This window comes from Streptomyces sp. SirexAA-E (assembly GCF_000177195.2).
Lineage (GTDB): Bacteria > Actinomycetota > Actinomycetes > Streptomycetales > Streptomycetaceae > Streptomyces > Streptomyces flavovirens.
This window is the reverse complement of sequence record NC_015953.1, coordinates 2,578,245-2,603,016: the sequence shown is the minus strand read 5'-3', so window position 1 is coordinate 2,603,016 and position 24,772 is coordinate 2,578,245. Positions and strand designations below refer to the sequence as shown.

23 protein-coding genes and 3 tRNA genes are annotated in these 24,772 nt (G+C 73.0%); 13 read left to right on the top strand and 13 right to left on the bottom strand.

The annotated features are described in order from the left end of the window. Positions 1–46: 46 nt before the first annotated feature. Positions 47–838, top strand: a complete 792-nt coding sequence (locus tag SACTE_RS11490) for a YidC/Oxa1 family membrane protein insertase (protein WP_014046200.1) — start codon at positions 47–49, stop codon at positions 836–838. Positions 839–941: 103 nt separating this feature from the next. Further along, on the top strand, positions 942–1,802 hold the full coding sequence (locus tag SACTE_RS11485) for a fumarylacetoacetate hydrolase family protein (protein ID WP_014046199.1): 861 nt from the start codon (positions 942–944) through the stop codon (positions 1,800–1,802). A 106-nt stretch (positions 1,803–1,908) separates the two neighbouring features. Here the strand turns inward: SACTE_RS11485 and SACTE_RS11480 are convergent, their stop codons facing one another. Next, positions 1,909–2,388, bottom strand: coding sequence for a heme-degrading domain-containing protein (locus SACTE_RS11480; protein WP_014046198.1), 480 nt, complete (start codon positions 2,386–2,388; stop codon positions 1,909–1,911). Beyond that, positions 2,385–3,494, bottom strand: a complete 1,110-nt coding sequence (locus SACTE_RS11475) for a Gfo/Idh/MocA family oxidoreductase (RefSeq protein WP_014046197.1) — start codon at positions 3,492–3,494, stop codon at positions 2,385–2,387. Before SACTE_RS11475 ends, SACTE_RS11480 begins: the two co-directional genes overlap by 4 nt. Positions 3,495–3,550: 56 nt before the next feature. Between SACTE_RS11475 and SACTE_RS11470 the strand changes: the two genes are divergently transcribed. The 5 genes from SACTE_RS11470 to SACTE_RS11450 all read left to right on the top strand — a co-directional run bounded on the left by SACTE_RS11470 (position 3,551) and on the right by SACTE_RS11450 (position 7,989). Next, on the top strand, positions 3,551–4,669 hold the full coding sequence (locus SACTE_RS11470) for an ROK family transcriptional regulator (RefSeq protein ID WP_026359201.1): 1,119 nt from the start codon (positions 3,551–3,553) through the stop codon (positions 4,667–4,669). Between the two features lie 159 nt (positions 4,670–4,828). Continuing rightward, complete coding sequence (locus tag SACTE_RS11465; RefSeq protein WP_014046195.1) at positions 4,829–5,698, top strand: hypothetical protein; 870 nt, start codon at positions 4,829–4,831, stop codon at positions 5,696–5,698. Between the two features lie 189 nt (positions 5,699–5,887). Then, complete coding sequence (locus SACTE_RS11460; RefSeq protein WP_014046194.1) at positions 5,888–6,682, top strand: HAD-IIA family hydrolase; 795 nt, start codon at positions 5,888–5,890, stop codon at positions 6,680–6,682. Positions 6,683–6,770: 88 nt separating this feature from the next. Beyond that, the gene (locus tag SACTE_RS11455; RefSeq protein WP_014046193.1) at positions 6,771–7,328 is read left to right on the top strand and encodes a hypothetical protein; all 558 of its coding nucleotides are present in this window, start codon (positions 6,771–6,773) and stop codon (positions 7,326–7,328) included. Between the two features lies 1 nt (position 7,329). Further along, on the top strand, positions 7,330–7,989 hold the full coding sequence (locus SACTE_RS11450; RefSeq protein ID WP_014046192.1) for a class F sortase: 660 nt from the start codon (positions 7,330–7,332) through the stop codon (positions 7,987–7,989). Between the two features lie 388 nt (positions 7,990–8,377). Here the strand turns inward: SACTE_RS11450 and SACTE_RS11445 are convergent. Continuing rightward, positions 8,378–8,451 (bottom strand) — tRNA-Lys (locus SACTE_RS11445). Between the two features lie 168 nt (positions 8,452–8,619). Between SACTE_RS11445 and SACTE_RS11440 the strand changes: the two genes are divergently transcribed. The 3 genes from SACTE_RS11440 (at position 8,620) to SACTE_RS11430 (ending at position 13,149) form a co-directional block, all read left to right on the top strand. Continuing rightward, complete coding sequence (locus tag SACTE_RS11440; protein ID WP_014046191.1) at positions 8,620–9,900, top strand: peptidoglycan-binding protein; 1,281 nt, start codon at positions 8,620–8,622, stop codon at positions 9,898–9,900. A gap of 121 nt (positions 9,901–10,021) precedes the next feature. Further along, positions 10,022–12,388: an SPFH domain-containing protein gene (locus SACTE_RS11435; protein WP_014046190.1), complete on the top strand. Its 2,367-nt coding sequence runs from the start codon at positions 10,022–10,024 to the stop codon at positions 12,386–12,388. 170 nt (positions 12,389–12,558) lie between these two features. Beyond that, complete coding sequence (locus tag SACTE_RS11430) at positions 12,559–13,149, top strand: lytic polysaccharide monooxygenase (RefSeq protein ID WP_014046189.1); 591 nt, start codon at positions 12,559–12,561, stop codon at positions 13,147–13,149. A 136-nt stretch (positions 13,150–13,285) separates the two neighbouring features. Here SACTE_RS11430 and SACTE_RS11425 read toward each other — a convergent pair. From SACTE_RS11425 to ehuB, 6 genes are all read right to left on the bottom strand, one after another. Next, a tRNA-Lys gene (locus SACTE_RS11425) sits at positions 13,286–13,359 on the bottom strand. Positions 13,360–13,446: 87 nt separating this feature from the next. Beyond that, positions 13,447–14,205: an IclR family transcriptional regulator C-terminal domain-containing protein gene (locus SACTE_RS11420; RefSeq protein WP_014046188.1), complete on the bottom strand. Its 759-nt coding sequence runs from the start codon at positions 14,203–14,205 to the stop codon at positions 13,447–13,449. Positions 14,206–14,373: 168 nt separating this feature from the next. Further along, a complete protein-coding gene (ehuA, locus tag SACTE_RS11415; protein WP_014046187.1) occupies positions 14,374–15,207 on the bottom strand; it encodes an ectoine/hydroxyectoine ABC transporter ATP-binding protein EhuA in 834 nt (277 codons plus the stop codon). After that, the gene (gene ehuD / locus SACTE_RS11410; RefSeq protein ID WP_014046186.1) at positions 15,197–15,841 is read right to left on the bottom strand and encodes an ectoine/hydroxyectoine ABC transporter permease subunit EhuD; all 645 of its coding nucleotides are present in this window, start codon (positions 15,839–15,841) and stop codon (positions 15,197–15,199) included. The genes ehuA and ehuD overlap by 11 nt, the downstream gene beginning before the upstream one ends. Continuing rightward, the gene (gene ehuC / locus SACTE_RS11405) at positions 15,838–16,572 is read right to left on the bottom strand and encodes an ectoine/hydroxyectoine ABC transporter permease subunit EhuC (protein WP_014046185.1); all 735 of its coding nucleotides are present in this window, start codon (positions 16,570–16,572) and stop codon (positions 15,838–15,840) included. Before ehuC ends, ehuD begins: the two co-directional genes overlap by 4 nt. 19 nt (positions 16,573–16,591) lie before the next feature. Then, entirely contained in the window at positions 16,592–17,494 is a 903-nt protein-coding gene (gene ehuB, locus SACTE_RS11400) for an ectoine/hydroxyectoine ABC transporter substrate-binding protein EhuB (protein WP_014046184.1), read from the bottom strand. Between the two features lie 440 nt (positions 17,495–17,934). On the opposite strand from ehuB, the gene SACTE_RS11395 reads away from it, so the two are divergent. Together SACTE_RS11395 and SACTE_RS11390 are read left to right on the top strand one after the other, a co-directional pair. Further along, positions 17,935–18,708, top strand: a complete 774-nt coding sequence (locus SACTE_RS11395) for an aspartate/glutamate racemase family protein (RefSeq protein ID WP_014046183.1) — start codon at positions 17,935–17,937, stop codon at positions 18,706–18,708. Between the two features lie 86 nt (positions 18,709–18,794). Then, complete coding sequence (locus SACTE_RS11390) at positions 18,795–19,910, top strand: LLM class flavin-dependent oxidoreductase (RefSeq protein ID WP_014046182.1); 1,116 nt, start codon at positions 18,795–18,797, stop codon at positions 19,908–19,910. Between the two features lie 22 nt (positions 19,911–19,932). Here the strand turns inward: SACTE_RS11390 and SACTE_RS11385 are convergent, their stop codons facing one another. Then, entirely contained in the window at positions 19,933–21,768 is a 1,836-nt protein-coding gene (locus SACTE_RS11385) for an EAL domain-containing protein (protein ID WP_014046181.1), read from the bottom strand. A 414-nt stretch (positions 21,769–22,182) separates the two neighbouring features. Between SACTE_RS11385 and SACTE_RS11380 the strand changes: the two genes are divergently transcribed. Beyond that, positions 22,183–23,424 carry a M6 family metalloprotease domain-containing protein gene (locus tag SACTE_RS11380; protein WP_014046180.1) on the top strand — a complete coding sequence of 414 codons (1,242 nt, stop codon included), beginning with the start codon at positions 22,183–22,185 and terminating at the stop codon, positions 23,422–23,424. Between the two features lie 59 nt (positions 23,425–23,483). Here SACTE_RS11380 and SACTE_RS11375 read toward each other — a convergent pair. From SACTE_RS11375 to SACTE_RS11370, 3 genes are all read right to left on the bottom strand, one after another. Further along, a tRNA-Lys gene (locus tag SACTE_RS11375) sits at positions 23,484–23,557 on the bottom strand. Continuing rightward, positions 23,548–24,246 (bottom strand): bifunctional DNA primase/polymerase, encoded by a 699-nt coding sequence (locus SACTE_RS32665; protein ID WP_014046179.1) that lies wholly within the window; start codon positions 24,244–24,246, stop codon positions 23,548–23,550. Before SACTE_RS32665 ends, SACTE_RS11375 begins: the two co-directional genes overlap by 10 nt. A gap of 161 nt (positions 24,247–24,407) precedes the next feature. Then, positions 24,408–24,749 (bottom strand): hypothetical protein, encoded by a 342-nt coding sequence (locus SACTE_RS11370; protein ID WP_014046178.1) that lies wholly within the window; start codon positions 24,747–24,749, stop codon positions 24,408–24,410. Positions 24,750–24,772 lie beyond the last annotated feature (23 nt).

Here is a 24,772-nt window from a genome sequence, read left to right as displayed (position 1 = left end):
GCGTTCTTCTTTTCCGGCACGACGAGACCCCCCGGAGGGCTCACCCATGTCCGCGTTCATGTCCGCTTTCGCGAGCCTGGTCGGCTCCCTCGCCGACCTGCTCCAGCCGTTCTTCCAGACCGCGTCGACCGCCGCCGCGATCATCCTGTTCACCGCCCTCGTACGGCTCGCCGTGCACCCCCTGTCGCGGGCGGCCGCCCGCGGCCAGAAGGCCCGCACCAAGCTCCAGCCGCAGATCGCGGCGCTGCGCGAGAAGCACGCGAAGAACCCCGAGCGGATGCAGAAGGCGCTCATGGAGCTGCACGCCGCGGAGAAGGTGTCCCCGTTCTCCGGCTGCCTGCCCAGCCTGCTCCAGATGCCGGCCTTCTTCCTGCTCTACCACCTCTTCTCCAGCGGCAGCATCGGCGGCACACCCAACTCGCTGCTCTCCCACGACCTCCTCGGCGCCCCGCTCGGTGAGCGCTGGCACGACGCGCTCGCCCACGGCGGCCTCTTCGGTCAGGCGGGGCTCGTCTACCTGGGGCTCTTCGCGGTCGTCGCGGCCGTCGCCACCTTCAACTACGGGCGGACCAAGCGCCAGATGGCGGCGAACCCGATGACCCCGGCGGCCGGCCCGGACGGGCAGCCGGTGCCCGGCATGGGCGCCATGACGAAGGTGATGCCGCTGATGTCCTTCCTGACCCTGTTCTCCGTGGCCGTCGTGCCGCTGGCCGCCGCGCTCTACCTCGTCACCAGCACCACCTGGACCGCGATCGAGCGCGCCTACCTCTACCGGGACACCTCCGCCGCGGAGGCCGTCGTGGCGCCCGCCGCCCGAGGGGCCGGGTCCAGTGCGTGAACAGGGTCTTGCGCAGTGATCCGATGTCTTGGAGGATCGGCCAAGCCTTTCGCTGGCCGCAACCCACCGACGGGCCTGATCGCGACCCAGGGGAGATGGACCGTTGAAGCTGCTTCGAGTCGGTACGGCGGGCGCGGAGCGTCCCGCACTGCTGGACCGTAACGGGACCTTGCGTGACCTCTCGGGCTTCGTGACCGACATCGACGGCGAGCTGCTCGCCGACGCGTCGGCACTGGCCCGGGTGCGGCAGGCGGCGCAGACACCCGACGTACTGCCGCCGCTGGACGCCGAGGGGCTGCGCATCGGCCCGCCGGTCGCCCGGATCGGCAAGATCGTTTGTATCGGGCTGAACTACCACGACCACGCCACGGAGACCGGGGCGGCGATCCCGGACGAGCCGATCCTGTTCTTCAAGGCGCCCGACACCGTCGTCGGCCCCGAGGACACGGTGCTGGTGCCGCGCGGCAGCCGCAAGACCGACTGGGAGGTCGAGCTCGCGGTCGTCATCGGGCGCACCGCCCGCTATCTGGACTCCGCCGAGGAAGCGCTCGGGCACGTCGCCGGGTACGCGACGGCGCACGACGTCTCGGAGCGGGAGTTCCAGCTTGAGCGGGGCGGCACCTGGGACAAGGGCAAGAACTGCGAGACCTTCAACCCGCTCGGCCCGTGGCTGGTCACCGCCGACGAGGTGCCCGACCCGCAGGCGCTCGGGCTGAGGCTCTGGGTCAACGGCGAGCTGAAGCAGGACGGCACGACCGCCGACCAGATCTTCCCGGTGGGCGAGGTCGTGCGCTATCTCAGCCACTTCATGACGCTCTACCCCGGCGACGTCATCAACACCGGTACCCCGGCGGGCGTGGCGATGGGGAGGCCCGAGCCCAAGCCCTACCTGCGCGCCGGGGACGTCGTCGAGGTCGAGGTCGAGGGGCTGGGCCGGCAGCGGCAGGCGCTCAAGGACGCGTAGGGCGGCCGGGGTGGGGCGGGGGCCGTCCCACCCCGGGCCGAGGACGCCTCACCCCGGCCGAGGATGCCTCACCCCGGGCCGGGGCCGTCCCGCCCCCGGCCGCCGGTCAGGACGCGGGGTGCGTCAGGAACCGTTCCAGGGCCTCCACCACCAGCGCGTGGTCCTCGGCCTGCGGCAGCCCCGACACGGTGACCGTCCCGATCACGCCCGCGCCCTCGACCGCGATCGGGAACGAACCGCCGTGCGCCGCGTAGGTGTCCAGGTCCAGGCGGGAGGACTCCTCGAAGGTGGTCCCCTTCGCCCGGAAACGGGTGCCGACCAGGTACGAGCTCTCGCCGTACCGCTCCACGACCCGGCGCTTCCGGTCGATCCACGCGTCGTTGTCCGCGCTGGAACCGGGCAGCGCCGCGTGGAAGAGCTGCTGGGTGCCGCGCCGGATGTCGACGGCGACCGGGGCGTGCCGCTCGCGGGCCAGTGTGACCAGCAGCCCGCCCAGCGCGTACGCCTCGTCGTAACCGAAGCGCGGCAGGGTCAGCCTCCGCTCCTGGGCGATCAGCTCGGAGATGGTCGGCGCGCCGGTGCTCATGCCTGCGGCTCCTCTGCGTCGGGGTGGGGTGCCAGGTCGACCGCGACGCCCTCGTGGGCCGAGCGGCGCGCGGCCTCCAGGACGTCCAGCGCGTCGGCGGCCTGCGCCGCCGTCACCGGGTTCCCGCCGTCACCGCGCAGGGCGGCGGCGACGGCCGCGTAGTACGCCGGGTAGTCGCCCGGCAGTGTGGGCACGGGGTCGCCGCCGCCGGTCAGCGGGGACTCCCCGGAACCGATGCGGCCCCACAGCTCCCTCGGCTCCTCGCCCCAGGGCTTGCCCGCCGTCGGCCGGTCACCCTCGCGCAGAGCGGCCTCCTGGGGGTCGAGACCGTACTTCACGTAGCCGGCCTTCGAGCCGAGCACCCGGAAGCGCGGGCCGAGCTGGGCCGTGACCGCACTGGCGTACAGATGGGAGCGGACGCCGTTCGCGTGGGTCAGCGCGAGGAAGGTGTCGTCGTCGGCCGCCGCGCCCGGGCGGCGTACGTCGGACTCCGCGTACACCCGGACCACCGGGCCGAACAGCGTCAGCGCCTGGTCCACGACGTGGCTGCCCAGGTCGAACAGCAGCCCGCCGATCTCCTGCGGGTCACCCGACTCGCGCCAGCCGCCCTTCAGCTGCGGCCGCCACCGCTCGAACCGCGACTCGAAGCGCAGCACGTCACCGAGCTCGCCCTCCTCGATCAGCCGGGACAGGGTCAGGAAGTCGTTGTCCCAGCGGCGGTTCTGGAAGACCGAGAGCAGCAGCCCGCGCTCCTCGGCCAGCGCCGCCAGTTCACGGGCCTCGGCGGCCGTCCCGGCGAGCGGCTTGTCGACGACCACCGGCAGCCCGGCCTCCAGGGCGGCCCGCGCGATCGGCACGTGCGTCTTGTTCGGGGACGCGATCACGACCAGGTCCAGCCCGTCCGCGCGCGCGAGCAGCTCGTCGGGCGAGGCCGCGAAGCGCACCCCGGGGAACTCGGCGCCGGCCGCGGCCTGCCGCTCCGGGTTCGACGTGACGACCGTGTCCAGGACGAGGCCCTCGGTCGCCGAGACCAGCGGGGCGTGGAAGACGGATCCCGCCAGGCCGTAGCCGACGAGCCCGACGCGATGAGGAGCGTTGGCAGTCATGCGAACCACTTAAGCAACGCTGTTGCCAAAGTGCAAGCGATGGGGACAATGGGGTGGTGAACAGGAGCAACAGCAGGAGCGGCGGGGCGAACCTGCCGTCGCTGCGCCACCACAACGCCTCCCTCGTGCTCGACCTCCTGCGTACGGCCGGTGAGCGGGGGATCAGCCGGCTGGAGCTCGCGGAGCGCACCGGGCTGACCCCGCAGGCGGTCAGCAAGATCACCACCCGGCTGCGCGCCGAGGGCCTGGCCACCGAGGCCGGCCGCCTCGCCTCCACCGGCGGCAAGCCCCGCACCGTCCTCGGCCTCGTCCCGGACGCCGGGTACGCGGTCGGGCTCCACCTGGACCGCGACGAGATGACCGCCGTCCTGGTCGACCTCGCCGGCACCCCGGTCGCCACCCGCACCGCCCCGCTGGACCTGGGCGCCCCGGCCGCCGAGGTCGTCGGGGCCGCGGCCCGTGCGGTGCAGACGGTACGGGCAGACGCACCCGGGACCGAGGACCGCCGGGTCTTCGGCGTGGGCGCCGCCCTGCCGGGTCCGCTGGACCATGCCGGAGGCGTCCTCCACCGCGTCACGGGCTTCCCGCAGTGGGACGGCTACCCGCTGCGCGAGGCCCTGGCCGCACGGACCGGACTGCCGGTGGTCGTCGACAAGGACACCAACGTGGCCGCCCTCGGCCTCGCCCTGCGCGCCCGGGACGGGGCCGACTTCGCCTACCTCCACCTGGGGACGGGCCTCGGCGCCGGACTGGTCCTCGGCGGGAGGGTGCACCGCGGGGCCCGCACCGGGGCGGGGGAGTTCGGCCACCAGACCCTCCAACTGGACGGCCCGCCGTGCGACTGCGGCGGCCGCGGCTGCGTCGAGGCGCTCTGCCTGGCCGCCGTCGCCCGCGGCGACCTCGCCGAGGCGGCCCGGGTCCTGGGGACGGGCGCCGCCAACCTCGTCGGGCTGCTCGACATCGACCGGCTGGTCCTCGGCGGCCGCACGGTCGCCGCTCACGAGGACGTGTACGTGGACGGGGTGCGCGCCGTCGTCGAGGAACGCGCCCGCCGGGAGGGCACCGGGCCCGTCGTCCCGGTCACCGTCGCCACCGGCGGTGACCGCCCGATCGCAGAAGGGGCCGCCCAACTGGTCCTGGCCCCGCTCTTCGGCCGCGCCGGTGAGGCGGGCTGAGGCCGCGGCCCGCCGTTCGGGCGGTTCTTTCCGCCCGAACGGGCGGACTTCCCGGCCCGGCGGTTGGCGGTGCCCCCGCACGCGTGGCAGCGTCGGCGCCACAGCCGGTGGCCCTCAGGAGGTGCCCGGCGGCGAGCGAGCAGCGAAGGGTGTCCCTCCATGCCCCCCAAGCCCCCCGCACGGCTGCGCGACGGCCGTGCCCTCACCCGCCTCGGCCTCGCCGCGGGCCTCGTCGTCCCGGCCGGACTCCTCGGCACCCCGGCCGCCGTCGCCATCCCGATCGCGGCCCCGGTGCCGGCCGTGTCCGGTGCCGTCGCGGACGCGCGGACCGTCTGCGGGGACGCGGACGCCGAGGACTTCCCCATCGACACCCGGATCCACGGGGGCCCGGACACCTACGCCTCCGGTGGCGGCTACGGGACCTGGTACCTGGACCTGACCAACACCACCACCGAGCCGTGCCGCGCGATCCACCCCGTCCTCGTCCTCACCGACGAGGACCGCGCGTTGACGCCCGAGCAGATCCAGCTGGAGTTCGTCGAGAGGAGCCATCCCGACGAGGAGCACCGGGTCACCTGGGAGTCCACCGACCGGGACGAGCAGATCGGTGTCTTCGGCGGCGGTCAGGAGGACGACGACTTCCCCGGTTTCACGGTTCCCGCGAAGAAGACCGTCACCGTGGAGGTCCGGATGGCGTTCACCTCCGACACCAGGCCGGGCAAGGTCACGGCGAACGCGGCCATCGTGCAGCGGCACAGCGGGCGGACCGAGCCGCAGGAGGCGGCCGGGGAGCCCGGCGCGTCCGACGGCGACTGGGTCGGCGAGTCCGCCGCGTACTCCTTCGTCATCGTCGACGGCGGCGTGGACGCCGGAGCGCCGCGCAGCGACGACGCGGGGAGGGCCCCGTCCGCGCTGGCCCGCACCGGCCGGACGCCGCCCGCCTGGGCCGCCCCCACGGCCGGGGCCCTGATCCTCACCGGAGCCGCGGCCCTGCTGCTGGCCCGCCGCCTGCGCGGGCCGGCCCGCTGACCTGGGGCGTGCCAGGCGTCGCCGGACAGGCGGGGCTTGGGGGACACGCCCTGGCGGCGACCCGCCCTTGATCAGCAGGTTCCGCCCCGTCGAACGGGCAGCCTAAAATCGGGGCGTCGGCGCTGCACAACGCGGTGCCGCCGGCGTCCAGCACTCCGGTGCACAGCGCGTACGGCAGGAGCCCGTGTCATGGCAGAGCGCAAGGCGATCGAATCCTGGCTGACCGACATGGACGGTGTCCTCATCCACGAGGGCACCCCCATCCCGGGGGCCGACGCCTTCATCAAGCGGCTCCGGGACTCCGGACTGCCCTTCCTCGTCCTCACCAACAACTCCATCTACACCGCCCGCGACCTGCACGCCCGCCTCAAGCGGATGGGTCTGGACGTGCCGGTGGAGAACATCTGGACCTCCGCCCTGGCCACCGCGCAGTTCCTGGACGACCAGCGGCCGCGCGGCACGGCGTACGTCATCGGCGAGGCGGGCCTGACCACCGCGCTGCACGACATCGGGTACGTCCTGACCGATCACGACCCGGACTACGTCGTGCTCGGCGAGACCCGTACGTACAGCTTCGAGGCGCTCACCAAGGCGATCCGGCTGATCAACGCCGGCGCCCGCTTCATCTGCACCAACCCGGACGAGACCGGCCCGTCGGCCGAGGGGCCGCTGCCCGCCACCGGTTCCGTGGCCGCGCTGATCACCAAGGCCACCGGCAAGGCCCCGTACTTCGCCGGCAAGCCGAACCCGCTGATGATGCGCACCGGGCTCAACGCCATCGGTGCCCACTCCGAGACCTCCGCCATGATCGGCGACCGGATGGACACCGACGTGCTGGCCGGTCTGGAGGCCGGGATGCAGACCTTCCTCGTCCTCACGGGACTCACCACCACCGCCGACATGGACCGCTATCCCTTCCGGCCGTCCACCGTCGTCGACTCCATCGCCGACCTCGTCGACCTGGTGGACCTGCCCACGCCGTAGGGGGCCGGGCGGACGCCCCTCACCCGACCGGCCTACCGGGGATGCGAAACGCCCCCGCACGCGTGAACCTTCGTTCAGGAGGTTTACGATGCGTTCACTGCCCCTCACGTTCTGTGCCGCAGTGGCGGCCGCGACGGTAGCCTTTCCCGCGCACGCCGCACCGGCCGATCCCGGGCCCGGGGATCCCGGGAAGCACCGGGGTCCCGGATCGGTCACCGTCTCCCCGGCCGCCGCCTCCCCGGGCGGGGAGGTGGAACTCCGGACCGATGCCTGCGGCAAGGGCGCGTCGGCCCGGGGCGGCTCCGAGGCATTCACGGCCGAAGCGCGCTTCATCCCGGGCGGCGGAAAGGGCCTGACCGCCGGGGCCCGGATCCGTTCCGACGCGGCCCCGGGTGCCTACGAGGTCTGGGTGACCTGCACGGACGGCCACGGCCGTGCCACCGGCACGGTCACCGTCGTCCACCACCGCCGGCCCTCGCCCGTCGCCCCGGTCCGGGCCGGGGGAGGCGGCACCGCCACCCTCGCCACCGACGAGCAGGCCGGCCCCGGCCTCCCGCACGCCGTGACCGGGCTGGCGCTCGGCACCGTCGCGGTCGCCGCCGTCGCCTTCCGCGGTGCGAGGCGCCGCCGTTCGGAGCACGGCTGAGATGGCGGGCGCGGACCGCACGGCCGGATCCGGCCGACTGCTCACCGGCGTCGCCTGGGCCGTGCTGCTGCTCGGACTGTGGCTGTGGGGCCGTGGTGCCACCGGCGGCATCTCCGCCCCGACGACCGGCGACATCGCCGCCGTCGGACGCCCCTTGGGCGCGGCGCTGCCGGCGGCCCACGAACCGCTCGACGGGGCGCGCCCCGAGCGGGTGGAGATCCCCTCCCTGGAGATCGCGGCACCCGTCGTCGCGAGGGAGCTCGACGAGTCCGGCGCGATCGAGCCACCGCCCTACGAGACGCCCGGGACCGTCGGCTGGTACGGAGGCGGCACCGAACCCGGCACCGAGGGCGCCGCGCTCTTCGTCGGCCACGTCGACACCGAGACCGATCCCGCCGTCTTCTACTCCCTCAGCGCCGCCCGGCCGGGAGCGAAGGTCGAGGTCACCCGGGACGACGGCACGGTGGCCGAGTTCACCATCGACGACGTGCAGGTCTTCACCCGGGAACGCTTCGACGCCGAGAAGGCCTACGGGCCCCGTGAGGACGGCCGCGCCGAGCTCCGGCTGATCACCTGCGGCGGTACGTACGACCGGGACGCCCACGCGTACACCGCCAACGTGGTGGTCTCGGCCTATCTGACGGGGGAGGGCGGCGTCTGACCGCGTGCGACACCTGGCCCGGCCGGCAGTCCGATCCCTCTCAGGTCGCCGGCCGGGCCGGTCCTCGACCGCGACGCCCAGGCTGCGGGAGAAGCCCGGCACGGCGCGGGAGGTCGAGTGGTCGTGCTGCACGCCACTGTAGGGCGCACCCTCGCCACGGCTAGAGGGTTTTTGGCACGTTGTCCGGATCCGGGCGGAAGCATCCGGCGCCCCGATCGCTGTGCCGGGGCGGATCGGGCCGGCAGCGCGAGGCGCAAGGAGGCTCAGCCGGTCATGAGTTGGGCTGCCCGGCTGCGGCGGCGACCGCAACTGCCCCATCGGGGCGGGCATGGACCTGCGCACACGAACAAGGCCCCCTCACGCTCGGTGAGAGGGCCTTGCTGCTGCGTGCGCCGTCAGGGACTCGAACCCCGGACCCGCTGATTAAGAGTCAGCTGCTCTAACCAACTGAGCTAACGGCGCCTGCTGACCTGGAGAACTTTACCCGATGCGGCGGGGTGCTCCTGACCAATTCCGATCGGCACGGCCTGTCGCATGGTCGGTTTTTACCTTTTGTCGGTCAACATGAGTTTTGCCCCGGAAGTTGAGATGCGGAAGATCTTGACGACTGCCGAGCGGAAGAGGAGTCGCATGACTGCGCCGGTCTTCGAGGAGTACGAGCCCGCCGCCGACTGCGGTTGCGCGGGGTGTGCCCGGCAGCGGCGTACGGCCGCGGTCCTGCCCGTGCGGTACGGCGGGCACCCCGCCGCGCACGGGGCGCGGCGGGCACTGGTCCTGGTCACGGCGGCGGGCGTGGTGCTCTCCTGCGGGGCCGCCCAGGCCGCCGCGACGGCCTGGGCGGCGGGCCGTGGGGCCCGCGCCGGCACGTCCGCCGACCCCCGGCCGGACACTCCGCAGGGCGCGGTCGGACCGCTGGTGGACTCCGGGGCGTCAGGACCGCCCGCGTCGACGGCGGTCCGGGCGACGACCCGGGACGAGATCATGAGGCGCGCCGAGAAGTGGGTGTCGGCACGGGTCCCGTACAGCATGACGGCGTACTGGTCGGACGGGTACCGGCAGGACTGCTCCGGCTTCGTCTCGATGGCCTGGGACCTCGGCGGCAACGAGTGGACCGGCAGCCTCGCCGGGTTCGGGACGAAGATCGCCCGCGCGGACCTCCAGCCCGGGGACATCCTGCTCTTCCACAACCCGGCCGATCCGGCGGCGGGGTCGCACGTGACGATCTTCGGCGGCTGGACCGATGGCACGCACAGCCACTACACCGCGTACGAGCAGACCCGCCCGTACACCCGCAAGGCGACGACGCCCATGGCGTACTGGAGCAACTCCGCCCAGTACGTGGCCTATCGCTACAAGGGGCTCACCGCCCAGTCGGGCGGCAGCGGGTCGGCGACGTCGTTCCCCGGAGCGTCGAAGTTCGGCCCCGGCGCCGACAACGCCTTCGTCACCCAGCTCGGGAAGCTGCTCATCGCCCAGGGCGGCAAGCGCTTCTACCGGGTCGGCGCGGGGCCGCGCTGGACGGACGCGGACCGGCGGGCGACGCAGGCCTTCCAGCTGGCCCAGGGCTGGCAGGGCAAGGAGGCGGACGGTATCCCCGGGCCCGGCACCTGGGAGCTGCTGGTCAAGGGCACCGGCCGCACGATCCCGGCCGCGGGCGGCGGCGCGGACGAGGCCCCGGCCTTCCCGGGCCGGGGCTCCTTCAGGCCGGGCCAGTCCAACAGCGACGTGCAGCGGCTCGGGACCCAGCTGGTGAAGAAGGGATACGGCAGGTACTACGCCAAGGGCCCCGACCGGCGATGGACGGAGGCCGACCGGCGCAACGTCGAGGCCTTCCAGAAGGCCCAGGGCTGGCGCGGCAGCGCGGCCGACGGCTATCCGGGACCGGAGACCTGGCGGCGGCTCTTCGCGTGACGGCGGCCCCGAGCGGGCCCGCACGGGCCGGGGCCTCTCGCGGGCCTGGCCTCTCATGGGCCGCCGGCCTCTCGCGGGCCGACGGCGACGGAACGGACACACGGAACAGGGCGGAGGCGGAATGCGGTACACGGAGAACGAGCGGGACGAGAGCGGGCCGCAGGGCGTGCGGGACCCCGGAGCGGTGCCGGGCACGGAGGCCGGCACACCCGGGGCCGGCGCGTCCTGGTCCGGGTGGCCCGGGTGGCCCGGGAAGGACGACCGGGGGCGGCTGGACTGGCGGGAGCCGGCCCCCGGCGGCCCCTGGCCCGAGACACCGGACGGCACGGCCGACGACGTGGTCGGCGAGCCGGCGACGGCCGGGGGCACCCCGGGGGCCGCGAGCCTTCCGGACGTCCCGGGGGCTCCGGCGGGCGTTCCGGGCACCCGGGGTGTGTCCGACGGTGACGCGCACGTCACCGGGCCGGTGGCGGGCGCGGTCCGCGCGGCAGACCGGACACCGGACGACCGGTCGCCCTCCGTCCCGGCCGGGACCGCCGAGGGCGGGCAGGCCGCCCCGGTCCCCTCGCCGGCCGGGAGCGATGCGCCCCGCACCGGTGACGGGCCGTTGGGGGCGGCCGCCTCGGAAGAGGACGCCCCGGGTGGTGGGCCGGTGCCGGAGGGAGGTGCCCTCCCGGGTGCGTACGCGGATCCCGGTGCACCGGCGCTCGACGAGGCCGGTCCCGCCGCTCCCCACCACGCGGCGCCGGAAGACGCCGCCGACCTGGAGGCGGCGTTGGGCGAGGTGCCCGTGGATCTCGGGCCCGCGCTGGACGCGGTGGCCGGGGTGGGGCGGGGGGCGCGGACGGGTGAGCAGGTGCCGGCTCCGGTCGCGGCGCAGCCCGGCCCCGACGCACAGGACGCGACCGCCGGGCCGGTGGCCGGGGCCGTCCCCCACGCGTCGACCGAACAGGGGACGCGGGCCGCCGACGCACCCCGGGAGACGGACCGGGAGACGGACCGGGAGGTGGCGCACACCGGCGCTCCCCGGGAGGCAGCGGACGCCACCGCTTCCCGGGATGCGGCACAAGAGGTGAGCGCTCCCCGGGAGGCAGCACAAGAGGTGAGCGATGACACCGCCGTGCCGGACGGTGTCTCCCCGGCCCGGCCCCGGGCGGCGGAGCGTGAGCCGCGCGCCGCCGGCATCCCCCGGAGCACCGTTCCGCGCTCGGCGGCCCGCCTCACCGGCACCGCGCCCCGGGCGGCGTCCCCCGACGGCGGCACCGTGGTGACCGGCCCCGGAGGGCCGGCCGCCCCGGACACGTGGTGGGAGACCGGGCGGCGGAGCCCCGCCGTCGCCGGTGAGAGCACCGGGCCGGTCCCCGCGCACCTGCTCGTCCGCGAGGACGAGGCGCCCGTCGACGCCCCCGGCGCCACTCCCGGACCCGGTGGACCGGGCTCCTTCGGCGGCGGCCCCGCCGACGGTGCTCGCGGGGTGCGGCGCGCTCCCGTGCCGCGCGCTCCCCGCACCCCGCAGCCGCGGTCCGAGGCGAAGCCGCGGTCGTACCCCCGCACCCCCGTGCGCCCGGCGCCCCTGGCGGATGTCCGGCTCGCCGAACGGCCCGGGCCCGTGCTGCCGGGCTGGGCCGCGCTGCTCACCGGGATGACGGGGCTGGCCTGCGGGCTCGCCCTGCTGGCCTGGCGGGGCTCCCTGCCGCCCGCCGTGACCGGCGGGCTCGGGTTCGGCCCACGCGCGCACGCCGGCCTCGGCATCGGGAGCTGGGCGCTGCTCACGCTGCTGGCCGCCGTGGTGCTGCTGGCGCTCGGCGGCGTCAGACGCGGCCGGGTCGGCCAGGCGTCGGTGCTCACCCTCTTCGGTGACTACCGGGGCAGCGTCCGCCGTACCGGCCTGCTCTGGGTCTCCCCGCTCCTGCGGCGCCGGCGCATGGACGTACGGCTGCGGCACTGGCGCAGCGAGCCGCTGCCCGCCGTGGACGCGAGCGGCACCGCCCTGCGCGTGGTGGTCCTGGTCGTCTGGCGCGTCGAGGACACCGCGCGGGCCGCGCTCGGTATCGCCGACCACGAGCGGTACCTGCGCGACCAGGTGGAGGCGGCGCTGGCGCGCGTGCTGTCGCAGCTGCCCGCCGACGCCTTCCACGAGGAGGCCAGGACCCGCACGCTGCGGGACGCGGAAGCGGTGGGTGACGCGCTGACCCGGTTGCTGAAGGCGGACTGCCTGCCCGCGGGCATCGACGTGTACTCCGCCCAGCCGACCGGCATCGAGTACGCCCCGGAGGTCGCGGCGGCGATGCACCGGCGCCGGGTGGCGGCGATCGACGCCCGGCACCGGGACAGTGTGCTCACCTCCGTGGTCGACGCGGTGGACGACACCGTCCACCGGCTGACCGGGCGCGGCATCGTCGCACTCGACGAATACGAACACAAGGCGCTGGTCAGGGACTTGACGGTGGCCTTCTACGCCGGGCACTGCGGGCACCAGCGCGCCTGACGGAGCGGTCGGCACCGGCGGGACGCGCCGAAACCGTACGCACATTGGTCTGGACATGTTCATGTGGCGTCAATAATCTGGAGTTGGTCTAGACCGCAGCACCACCGCATTACCCCCATGCGCGCAGCAGAGCCCCCAGGACATCCCCCACGTTCTCTAGGAGCGACACCATGCGGAAAAGGGCAAGCGCGGCCGTCATAGGCCTGGCGATCGCCGGCGTCTCGATGTTCGCCACCAGCAGTGCCAGCAGCCACGGCTACACCGATTCCCCCATCAGCAGACAGAAGCTGTGTGCCAACGGCACCGTCACCGGCTGCGGCAACATCCAGTGGGAGCCGCAGAGCGTCGAGGGCCCGAAGGGCTTCCCGGCGGCAGGTCCGGCGGACGGCAAGATCTGCGCCGGCGGAAACAGCTCCTTCGCCGCGCTCGACGACCCGCGCGGGGGCAACTGGCCCGCCACCCAGGTCACCGGCGGCCAGGGCTACAACTTCCGCTGGCAGTTCACCGCCCGCCACGCCACGACCGACTTCCGGTACTACATCACCAAGGACGGCTGGGACTCCACCAAGCCGCTCACCAGGGCCGCCCTGGAGTCGCAGCCCTTCATGACGGTGCCGTACGGGAACCAGCAGCCCCCGGCGACCCTGACCCACCAGGGCACCATCCCCACCCAGAAGTCCGGCAAGCACATCATCCTGGCCGTCTGGAACGTGGCTGACACCGCCAACGCGTTCTACGCGTGCTCGGACGTGAAGTTCTGACGCGCAGGGCTTCGCCTGCCGTACGGACCGGACGCCGGGGTCCGGTGTGACGGGGTGAGCGCGGCCGGGTGACCGGGCGCACACCAAAGCGCGGTGGGCGGTTCCCCCGAAGGGAAACCGCCCACCGCGTCGTCTGTGCGCCGTCAGGGACTCGAACCCCGGACCCGCTGATTAAGAGTCAGCTGCTCTAACCAACTGAGCTAACGGCGCCTGCTGACTCGAAAATAATACCTGGTTCCCGGGGGTGCTGATGACACGCGCCCGCCGGGCCCCGGCGGACACGGGCCGGAGCCGGGTTCAGAGCGCCATCGACAGCAGGAGCGGGGCCGCCCGGCGGTTCAGCGTCGCCGCCGCGGACCGCAGCCGGTGCGCGTCCTCGATCGGGAGGGACAGCGCCAGACACCCGGCCGACGCCCCGGCCGTCAGCGGGACCGCCGCGCACACCGTGCCCACCGCGTACTCCTGGAGGTCGAGCACCGGAACCGTCGCCGGCTGGCTGTCCAGCTTCGAGAAGAGCACCTTCTCGTTGGTGATCGTCCGCGAGGTGAGCCGGGCCGTCCGGTGCCGGGAGAGGTGGTCGCGCCGGCCGTTCTGGTCGAGCTGCGTCAGCAGGCACTTGCCGATCGCGCTGGCGTGCGCCGCCGACCGGAAGTCGACCCACTCGTTGACGGCGGGCGTCTGCGGCCCGTCGGCCACCTGGGTGATCCGGATCTCGCCGTCGACGTACCGGCTGACGTAGACCGCCGCGCCGACCGAGTCCCGCAGCTGGGTGAGCGTCTGCTGGAGCCGCGCCTCCACCGCCCGGCGGCGGGCCGCCCCGGAGCCGAGCTCGGCGAGCGACGCCCCGATGACGTAGGCCCCGTCGGCGACCTGCTCGACGTATCCCTCGCGCCGCAGGGTCAGCAGCAGCGAGGAGAGGTGCCCGACGGGCAGGCCCGTCTCGCGGGAGAGCTGTGCGTCGGTCACACCACTGCCGTGGGTGGACACCGACTCCAGCACGCGCAGGGCGTACTGCACGGAGTGGAAGGGTGCTTTCGGCTCGGGCTTCAGCGCCACGGTTTCCCCCTACCAGGTTGTGACCGGCGGCCTCCGTCCCACGATAGCGGCCAAAGCGCTCCGCAGGAGGGGGTGTTGACGAGTTGATCGGATGCGTCCCGGACCTGTCGTCAGGGACGCATCCGATCGGCATATGCCAGAGTCATAGCCCAAAGGGCAGGGCCGAGGTCACAGCACCGCGTTGAGGAATTCGCGCGTCCGTGCGTGATCCGGGTCGGTGAAGATCTTCTCCGGCGTCCCGGACTCCACCACGCGGCCCGCGTCGAACATCAGGACCTTCTCCGAGACGTCCCGGGCGAAGTTCATCTCGTGGGTCACGCAGAGCATCGTGATGTCCGTGTTCCGCGCGATGTCGCCGAGGAGCTCCAGGACACCCGCCACCAACTCCGGATCGAGTGCCGAGGTCACCTCGTCCAGCAGCAGGATCTCCGGGCGCATCGCCAGCGCGCGGGCGATCGCCACCCGCTGCTGCTGGCCGCCGGAGAGCTGCGAGGGGTGCGCGTCGACCTTCCCGGAGAGCCCGACCAGGTCGAGCAGCTCGCGGGCGCGGGTCTCCGCCTCCTCACGCTCCATGCCCAGGACGTTGACGGGGGCCTCGGTGATGTTCTGGAGCACCTTCATGTTCGGGAAGAGGTTGAACTGCTGGAAGACCATCCCGATCTTCTTCCGGGACTCCCGCAGCTGCTTCTCGCCGGCCGGCCTGAGCGAGCCGTCGGGCCTGCGGGTGTGCGAGAGCGGCGAGCCGTCCACCCAGATCACCCCGGCACTCACCTTCTCCAGGGTCATCAGCAGCCGCAGGATGGTGGTCTTGCCGGAGCCGCTCGGCCCGATCAGTGTGACGTGCTCGCCGCGCCTGACCGTGAAGTCCAGCTCGTCCAGGACCACATGGTCGCCGTACCGCTTGACGACCTTGTCGAACCGGACCAGTGGCTCCACGCCGGTCGTCCCGGTGGCCGGAACCGAGTCCGCGGGCTCCTTCAGGGGAGCAGAGTCAGTGGCCAAGGCGCTTCTCCAGCTTTCTCATCAGCAGCGAGGTGGGGTAGCTCGCGACCAGGAAGATCAGTCCGGCGAGCGTGAACACCTCGGTGTACGCGAAGTGGTCGGTCCCGTACTTACGGGCCTCGAAGACCATTTCCTGGACCGTGATCACGGCCAGGAAGGGGGTCTCCTTGAACATCGAGATGGCGTAGTTGCCGAGGGCGGGCAGCACGTTGCGCACCGCCTGGGGCAGGATCACCGCCTGCCAGGTCCGCCGGGGCGACAGCGAGAGCGCCCGGCAGGCCTCCCACTGGCCCTTGGGCACACCGTCGATCCCGGCCCGGTAGACCTCGGAGGTGTACGTGGCGTAGTGGATGCCCAGGACGACGATGCCGATGGTCAGTGGCTCCACGGAGGTGAAGACGGCCGCGGCGCCGACCAGTTGGACCAGCAGCGGCGTCGCGCGGACGAACTCCATCACCGCCTTGACGGGCACGGTCACCAGCCTCGACGGCGCGCGCCCGGCCACCGCGATGGCCAGCCCCAGCACCGCCGCCACGAGCGTGCCGAGCACGGTCGCCAGCAGGGTGACCCGGAATCCTTCGAGCAGCAGGGGGAACGAGTCCCCGACAGCGTCCCAGTTGAACGACTGGTTCACCGGGCACCTCCGGCCGTGGCGGCGGACTCCGCCGTACGGGACTTGAGCAGGCTGCCCGCACCGGTGTGCAGGCCGAGCCGCCGCTTGGCGGCCCGCTCCAGCAGGTTCATCAGCAGGGTCAGCGCGTAGGCGAGGACGAAGTAGGCGGCCAGCAGCAGCAGATACGCGGTGAGGGTCTCACCGGTCCGGCTGCGGATGTGCTCGACCGCGGTCATCAGGTCGGCCGCGGAGATGAGCCACAGCAGCGGCGTGGCCTTCAGCAGCTGGATCAGCAGGTTGGTGAAGGACGGGATCATCTGGACCCAGGCCTGCGGCATGATCACCTTCCGCATGCGGTGGAAGGGCGTCATGTTCAGGGCCACGGCCGCCTCGTACTGGGCGCGGGGCACGGACTTGATCGCCCCGCGGACGATCTCCGCGCCGTACGCCCCGTAGTTGAGGCCGAAGGCGACGATGCCGCAGAGCAGCGGCGTCAGTTCGTAGCCCGTGAGCTGCGGCATCGCGTAGTAGAGCCAGAACAGCTGGATGTAGAGCGAGGTGCCGCGGAAGAACTCCACGACGACCCGGGAGACCCCGCGGACCGGCAGCAGCTTGCTGCCCGCCATCAGCCCGAGGACGAAGGACAGCAGCAGCGCGAGCAGGGAGCCCAGGACCGTCGCCTCGAGCGTCACCCACAAGCCCGCTCTGACCTGCGGAAACTCATCGAGGAGTGTGGAGAAGAAGTCACTCATAGGGTGTGGTTCGCCCCCGTCAGCCCTTGCACAGGTCGGCGGTCTTCAACGTGGCCGGAGGGATCTCCGTGGCACCGAAGCCGTACTCCGTCAGGAGACCCACGTAGCGCGACCTGTCCGCGGTGATCTTCTTCAGCTCGCGGTTGAAGGAGTCGCGCAGGTCCTCGTTGCCCTTGCGGAACACCGCGCCGCCCGGGGAGAACTGCTTCGCCCCCTCCAGCTCCGGTACGAACGCCTCGGTGACCTCGGTGTCCGGATTGGTCCTGGCCAGCCAGCGCAGCGAGATGCCGGTGAGCAGGAAGGCGTCGACCCGGCCGCCCTTGACGGCGTCCGCGCCGTCCTGGGGCTTCTGGAGCGTCTTGATCTTGTTCCCGGAGATGCCCGCGCCCTTGGCGTACGAGTCCTCGACCGCGCCCGACATGACGCCGATGACGGCTCCGACGGCCTTCGCCGACGCCAGGTCGGTGATCTTCTTCGGGTTGCCCTTCTTCACCATCATCGCGGTGGGGGATATGAACTCGGGGTCGGAGAAGAGGGCGTTGGCGCAGCGCTCGGGGGTGATCGCCATGCCCGCGCTGACCACGTCGTACTTCCCGGCCTGCAGGCCGGGGATCAGGCCGTCCCACTCCGAGAGGGTGGGCCTCAGCTCGTCGACGCCGAGCGCCTTGAAGATCTCCCGGTGCAGGGTGGGCGCCTCGCCCTTGAGCTCCTTGCCCTCCATGTAGCCGTAGGGCGCCTCGTTGGCGTACGCGACACGGACGAAACCCTGCTTGCGGAGCTTGTCGAGGGCGCCCTCACCGTCCGTGGAGCCGGCATCGGTCTTGCTGCACGCGGAGAGCAGGCCTGGAACGACGAGCAGTCCGCCCACGGCTGCCGATCGGTTGAGGAAGCCCCGGCGGGACAGATTCGGGAAGTCGACCATGGTTCGAAATCTCCTGGAGGGCTCGAGCAGTCAGGACAGGGTGAGCGCCTGCCCGATCCGCTGCTTCTAAGCCGGAAGCCCCGTCCATGTAATCGAACGGTGGCCGGAGGGTGACCTTCCCGTGTCACATCGCGGGCGGAGCGCGACGGACGGTGCGCGGGGCGTATTCCCCGGGAATACTTGGTTCGTGACTGCCCGTTATGACGGGTTCTCCAGGTCGGTGGCAGGCTGCGGCTTATGTCCTCGCTGTTCGATCGGGGCGTCTCCCCGGGTGCCCGCTGCCCGCGCGCCCAAACGGCCCCTCCTCGCCCGGCGCCGCTCCGGGGCGTCCGGAGCGGCGCCGGGCGCCCGACGGAGGAATACTTGACCCAGGCAGGGGCAGCGGAGACAGGGCACCCGTGAAGGCCAGCGGGGCATCCGGACGCACGGGAAGGACGGACATGACGACCGTAGGACTTCTCTACCCGGGCCATGCCGCGGAGGACGACTTCCCGCGGATCGAGGTCATGATCGACAGCGACATCAGACTGCCGCTGTTCCACACCGAGACCGGTGAGGACGCCCACGACATCCAGTCCCTGCGCGCGGCCGGAGCGCCGGAGCGCCTGTCCGCCGGGGTCGAGGAGCTGCGCCTGGCCGGAGCCGAGTCACTGGTGTGGGCCTCCACGAACGGCAGCTTCGTGTACGGCTGGGAAGGGGCCCACGAGCAGGTCGCGGACCTCGCGCGGGCCGCCGGGCTGCCTGCCTCCAGCACCTCCTTCGCCTTCGCGCACGCGGTGGGAGAGCTGGGCGCCGGCCGGGTCGCCGTCGCCTCGATCGACCCCGCGGACGTCGCACCGCTCTTCACCGGATTCCTGGAGGCCGCCGGGATCGAGGTGGTATCCGCCCGGGACGCCGGTCCCGGCCCCGCCGTCTCCGCCACCGAGGCCGCCGCCTGGACCCCCGAGCAGGTCAAGGAGCTGGTCACGGAGGCGGACCACCCGGACGCCGAGGTCCTGCTGCTGCCGTGCACCGCCCTGCACACCGCCGGGTACGTCCCGGAGCTGGAGGAACTGCTGGGCAAGCCCGTCCTCACCGCGAACCAGGTGACGGTCTGGGAGGGGCTCCGGCTCGTCGAACGCCGGGTCTGGGCTCCCACCCTGGGCACCCTCTTCGCGACCCGTGAGCCCCCGCCCGGTGCCGTGGAGAACCGGGGCATCGAGGTGCGCGAGTGATGTCCGGCCGGCGCGGGGAATAAACGGAGTCATCCTCCTGTTCCACCTCTCCGGTAGACAGACGCACCACCGGAGAGGCCCGACACGTGGACGAGAACCGAGGCGAAGCGAACCGAGGCGGCCAGATCCGCGGCACCGCGGGCGGGACGGCCTCCGTCCCCCTGTCGGTCCTGGATCTGGTGACCGTGGGAGCGGGGCGCACCGCGAGCCAGGCTCTGCGCACCGGCGTGGACATCGCCCGGCTCGCCGAACGACGGGGCTTCCACCGCTTCTGGGTGGCCGAGCACCACTCGATGCCCGGCGTGGCCTCCTCCTCGCCCGCCGTCATCCTGGCGCACCTGGCCGCCCACACCGAGCGCATCCGGCTCGGGTCCGGCGGCGTGATGCTGCCCAACCACGCCCCCCTGGTGATCGCCGAGCAGTTCGGCACCCTGGAGGCGATGGCCCCGGGCCGCGTCGACCTCGGCCTCGGCCGCGCCCCCGGCACCGACGGCGCCACTGCTGCGGCCCTGCGCCGCACGGACCGGCTCAACGAGGGTGCCGACGACTTCCCGCAGCAGCTGGCCGAGCTGACCCGCTTCCTGGACGACGACTTCCCGGACGGGCACCCCTACGCCCGTATCCACGCCGTCCCCGGGCCGGTCCAGGCGACCTCGCCCGGAGGTGTCCAGTCCCCGGGCCGGCCGCCCGTCTGGCTGCTGGGCTCCTCCGGCTTCAGCGCCCGGCTGGCCGGTGTCCTCGGGCTGCCCTTCGCCTTCGCCCACCACTTCTCGGCCCGCAACACCGTCCCGGCCCTCGACCTGTACCGGGAGTCCTTCGAGCCGTCCGCGGTGCTCGACGCCCCGTACGCCCTGATCGGTGTCTCCGCGCTGGCCGCCGACGAGGAGCGCGAGGCGCGCCGCCAGGTGCTGACCGGGGCCCTGTCGATGGTCCGGCTGCGCACCGGCCGCCCGGGGCTGGTGCCCAGCCCGGAGGAGGCCGAGGCCTACGACTTCAGCCCGATGGAGCGCGAGTTCGTCGACAGCTGGCTGGCCGACGTCATCCACGGCACCGCGGACGAGGTCCGCTCCGGCCTGGACGCACTGGCCAAGCGCACCGGGGCGGACGAGCTGATGATCACGGCCAACGCCCACGGCGGTGAGGCGCGGCTGCGCTCCTACGAGCTGATCGCGGACGCGTACGGGCTGCCCGACCTGGGCTGAGCCCGCCCGACGGGGCAGGGGTTCACGCCTCCGGCGGCCTGGAGCCGATCAGCTCGGCGATCCGCTCCGGGGTCACCGCCCGTGAGTACAGCCACCCCTGCCCGGTGTCGCAGCCGATCCGGCGCAGCCGCTCCGCCTGGCCCGACGTCTCCACGCACTCCGCGGTGACCGTCAGCCCGAGGCGGTGCGCCAGCTGCACCATCGCCTCGACGATCGTCTCGTCGGCCGGGCTGGATCGGGCGCCGTCCTCCTGCCGGAAGCCCCGTACGAAGGAGCCGTCCAGCTTCAGTACGGAGACGGGGAGCCGGCTCAGATAGGCGAGGTTGGAGTAGCCGGTGCCGAAGTCGTCGATCGCGATCCGCACGCCCATGTCGCTGAGCTCCTGAAGCACCCGCAGGGGACGGCCGGCCGAGCCCGTCACGGCCGACTCGGTCAGCTCCAGCTGGAGCAGTCCGGGAGCCAGCCCGGTCTCGGCGAGGACCTCCGCCACGTCGGCGACCAGGTCGGAGTCCCAGAGCTGGCGCACCGCGACGTTGACGCTGATGAACAGCGCCGGTTCCGCGGGGTGCTCCAGCTGCCAGCGGCGCGCCTGCCGGCAGGCCGTCCGCAGCACCCAGCGGCCGAGCTGGACGATGCTGCCGTCCTCCTCGGCGATCGGGACGAACCGGTGGGGCGCCAGCATCCCGAACCGCGGGTGGTTCCACCGCACCAGCGCCTCGACGCCCCGGACGACCCCGTCGGCCATCCCGACCAGCGGCTGGTACTCCAAGGTGAACTCGCGGCGCTCGACGGCGGCGCGCAGGGTGGCGGAGAGCGCCTGGCGGGTCATCCGGTGCGCGTTGCGTTCCGGGTCGAAGAGCGTCCAGCGGCCCCTGCCGTCCGCCTTCGCCCAGTACAGGGTGGTGTCCGCCGCCTGCATCAGACCGGTGGGGGTGGCGTCCGCCACCGACCGCTCCACGACCCCGATCGACGCCGAGACGGAGAGCCGCTGCCCGCCCACGTCGAAGGGCCGCTCCAAGGCGCCGAGCACCGAGCCGGCGAGCTCGGTGAGCTGATGCGTACCGGCCGAGTCCTCGACCAGGATCGCGAACTCGTCACCGCCCAGGCGCGCCACCAGATGGCCCCCGGTGCGGCGGTGGCCGTCCGCCTCGGCGCAGTCGGTGAGCCGGCCGGCGACGGCGGCCAGCAGCCGGTCGCCGATGTGGTGCCCCAGGGTGTCGTTGACCGCCTTGAAGCCGTCGAGGTCCAGGTAGCACAGCCCGATCCGGCCGTGCCGGGGCAGCGAGTCGTCCTGGAACGGCGCGGTCGCCAGGGCGGTCGTGAGCCGCTCGAAGAAGAGCGTGCGGTTGGGCAGCCGGGTCACCGGGTCGTGCATCCGCAGATGGCGCAGCCGGAGCTGGAGTTCGTGCCGGTCGCTGATGTCCTCCAGGCAGAGCAGCGCCCCCTCCGGGCCGTCTGCCGGGTCCGCCAGGGGGACGAGGGTGACCTCGGTCCACAAGGACCGGCCGTCGGGGTGCTTGAGCCGACGGGTGCAGCGGAGCCGGGAACGCGTCCCGGCCAGGACCTCCCCGTACGCCTGCCAGGTCCGCCGGTCCGTCGCGAGGTCCACCAGATCGGCGGCGCGTCTGCCCGGCAGCGACGCGGGGTGGGTGCCGAGCAGCGCGCCCAGCGCGTCGTTGGCGCGGACGACCTGGCCCCGGCCGTCGACGACCGCCATCGGGAGGGCCGCCACCCGGAACGCGGCACGGTAGTCGCGCAGCTCACGAGGGCTCGTTTCGTCACGCTCGGTGACCGTCGGTGGTCCGGCGTCGGGCGGCTCGCCCGACCGGGGCACCGGCCCTTCGGAGGTTCCGCTCACCGTTCGCTCCCGCTGTGCAGATGGTCGTGAAGAGATGTGGCCGGCCTGGGGCGGCGTGACGGGGCGTCGTGCCGGAGGCGGGAACCACACAGGAAAGCGAGGTGAAGCATAGAGGGTGGCGCCTCGGGCGTACCAGCGCGCCCGCCGTTTCGCGGGTGCGCGCGAGGGGTGGCACGCGCATGGCCCACGCGCCGGGGGTCGGGAGCGCCCCTTCTCCGTTTGCCCGATATCGATCGCTTCTGGGCGAACATGGCGAGTTGCGCTGAGCGCGTGATCGATTGTGACGATCTGTGATCGAAGTATCCGAGGGGTTGAGCCCTGGCTGACCCATGTGGGGCAGCACAACGAGGCGTGCGGCACCGGCCCGGCCCAGGGTGAGGGAGACGGGTCCCGCAGTCGCCACCGGAGGTACACGTGCCGCGCCAGCACCGACACGGGGGAGCGGGGCGGTCCGGTCTGCGCAGCGCGGCGGCCGGCCTCACCTCCCTGCTGGCACTCGCCGCCACCGGACTCGTCGCCGGACCCGTGGCGGCGGCCACCGACGACGCCGGCCCCTGCGCCCTCCCTCGCACCGGCGCCCACCACTCGCTCGGCCTGGACTCCTGGAACGGCGCCTATCCGCGTCCCGACCGCGACCTCGACGCGGTCATGGTCTTCCTCTCGTTCCCCGACTCCGACCCCGTCGTCTCCCCCGAGGTGATCACCGGCGACTACTTCCCCTCCACCACCCGCTTCTTCCAGCGCGCCTCCTACGGCGCGTTCACCCTGCGCGCCCACCCCCAGCAGAAGTGGATCACGATGCCCCGGCCCTCCACCTGGTACGGGATACAGCGCGACTGGGGGTCCGAGCGGCGTAGCGCCTATCTGCGCGACGCGATCAAGGCGGCCGACGACCAGGTCGACTTCTCCGCGTACGACATCGTCTACCTCGTCGCCGACCCGGACGCGCCCGGCGTCGACTCCGACGCCACGAAGGTCGTCAACTTCGACCGGCCGCTGCGCGCCGACGGCACCGACATCAAGCGCGTCGTCACCGTCTTCGAGGAGCACCCGCCCGACCGGAACGTCCTGGCCCACGAGACCGGTCACGTCTTCGACCTGGCGGACCTCTACCACCGGCCGGAGGACGGCAAGGGCGACTGGGACACCTACGTCGGCGACTGGGACGTCATGGGCAGCCAGTTCGGGCTCGCGCCCGACCTGTTCGGCTGGCACAAGTGGAAGCTCGGCTGGCTCGGTGGCGACGAGATCGTCTGCGTCCAGGGCAGCGCCGACCTCACTCTGGTGCCGATGGCCGAGGCACCCGCGCGCGGCGGCTCCAAGGGGACCCGGCTCGCGGTCATCAGGACCGGCTCGGACAGCGCGCTCGCCGTCGAGGCCCGCAGCGCCACCGGCAACGACCGGACGACCTGCGCCGAAGGCGTCCTGATCTACCGCATCCACAACGCGACGCCCTCCGGGGGCGGCCCCGTCGAGGTCCTCGACACCCACCCCGACTCCGACGCCTGCTGGGACCGCTCCGTCTACCCGCCGCTCGCCGACGCCCCGCTCCGGGAGGGCGAGCGCTACACCGTGCCGGGCGAGCGCACCCGCGTCGAGGTCGCGGACCGGACGCCCTCCGGGGCCTGGACGGTACGGATCACCACGGGCACCTGAATCCCGGGGACGCACACGAAGAAGCCCCCTCGCTTCCGCGAGGGGGCTTCTTCCGTCTGTGCGCCGCCAGGGACTCGAACCCCGGACCCGCTGATTAAGAGTCAGCTGCTCTAACCAACTGAGCTAGCGGCGCCTGCTGACGTCGTAGACATTAGCACCCGGATCGGCGGGAGGAAAAATCGAATTCCCGGTGGTCGAGGGGGCCGCCGACCTGGTCACCCGTACACAGGCCCAGAGCAGCACGTCCGGTCCCGGCAGCCATGGGTTGCGGGTGTCCGGGGCGACCAGCCAGCGGGGTCCGCCGGCGCCCGGACCGGCCACCAGGGGCGGCACCGTGACCGCGTCGCCGGTGCCGTGACAGAGCAGTGCGGGCAGGGACGCCCGGGGCACCCGGGGGTGGCCGGTGCCCCACTCCTCCCAGCTCAGCAGAGAGGGCAGCCGCTGGGCGGTCCCGGGAGCGGCGAACAGCAGCAGCCGGCCGCGATGCGTGGCGACCGGACCGGATCCGGGGCCCTCCGCCCAGAGCTGCTCCAGCATCCGGCGGCCGAAGAGCGCGGGCACGTTCACGACGTCGAAGGACGAGCCGCACGGCAGGACACCGGCGGTGGTGGGGTGGGCCTCCCACCGGGCGAGCGTGGTGCGGGGGTAGGCGGAGGCGCCCGCGAGCCAGGCGGCTCCGGACGGGGTGACCTGGCCGACCCGGTCGCCCGCCCTCTCCGGTAACCGGTCGGGGCCGTCCCGCAGTGCGGCGAGGATGTCGACGCCGTGGCGCGGGGCGGCACCGGTGTGCAGGGTCGTTTCGTCTCTCAGCCATGCGGTCATGACGTCAGGTCTACCGGCAGTGACGGTTCTGTATCCGAGAGTCGCCGAAAACAGGACAGGACGCTTCGTGAACGGGTATCTTGCCCGACGGCATATGCCAGGGGTGTACCCGTGGTGACGAAGCGTGGCGACCGCAGGGGCGGAAGCGGCCCGGTGGGACGTCAGGGGCGGGGGTCGTTCAGCAGGGAGCGGCCGAACTCGATCATCTTCTTGGCGTAGTCCTCGGTCCACTCCGCACGCTCGGCTATGTCCGCCGGGGTCAGCCGGTCGAACCTGCGCGGGTCGGCGAGCTGGGCGGCGGCCACGGCCTGGAACTCCACGGCCCGGTCGGTCGCCGCCCGGAACGCGAGCGTCAGCTCCGTCGCCCGGGTCAGCAGCTCCTTCGGGTCGTCCATCGACTCCAGGTCGAAGAAGTGCTCCGGGTCGGCCGTCGCCTCCGACGGCTCGAAGAGCAGCGGTGCGGGGCGCAGCCTCTGCCGCTCGTTCCGCTCGGGTTGTGCCATGGGGTGTGTTTCCTTCCTCGCGC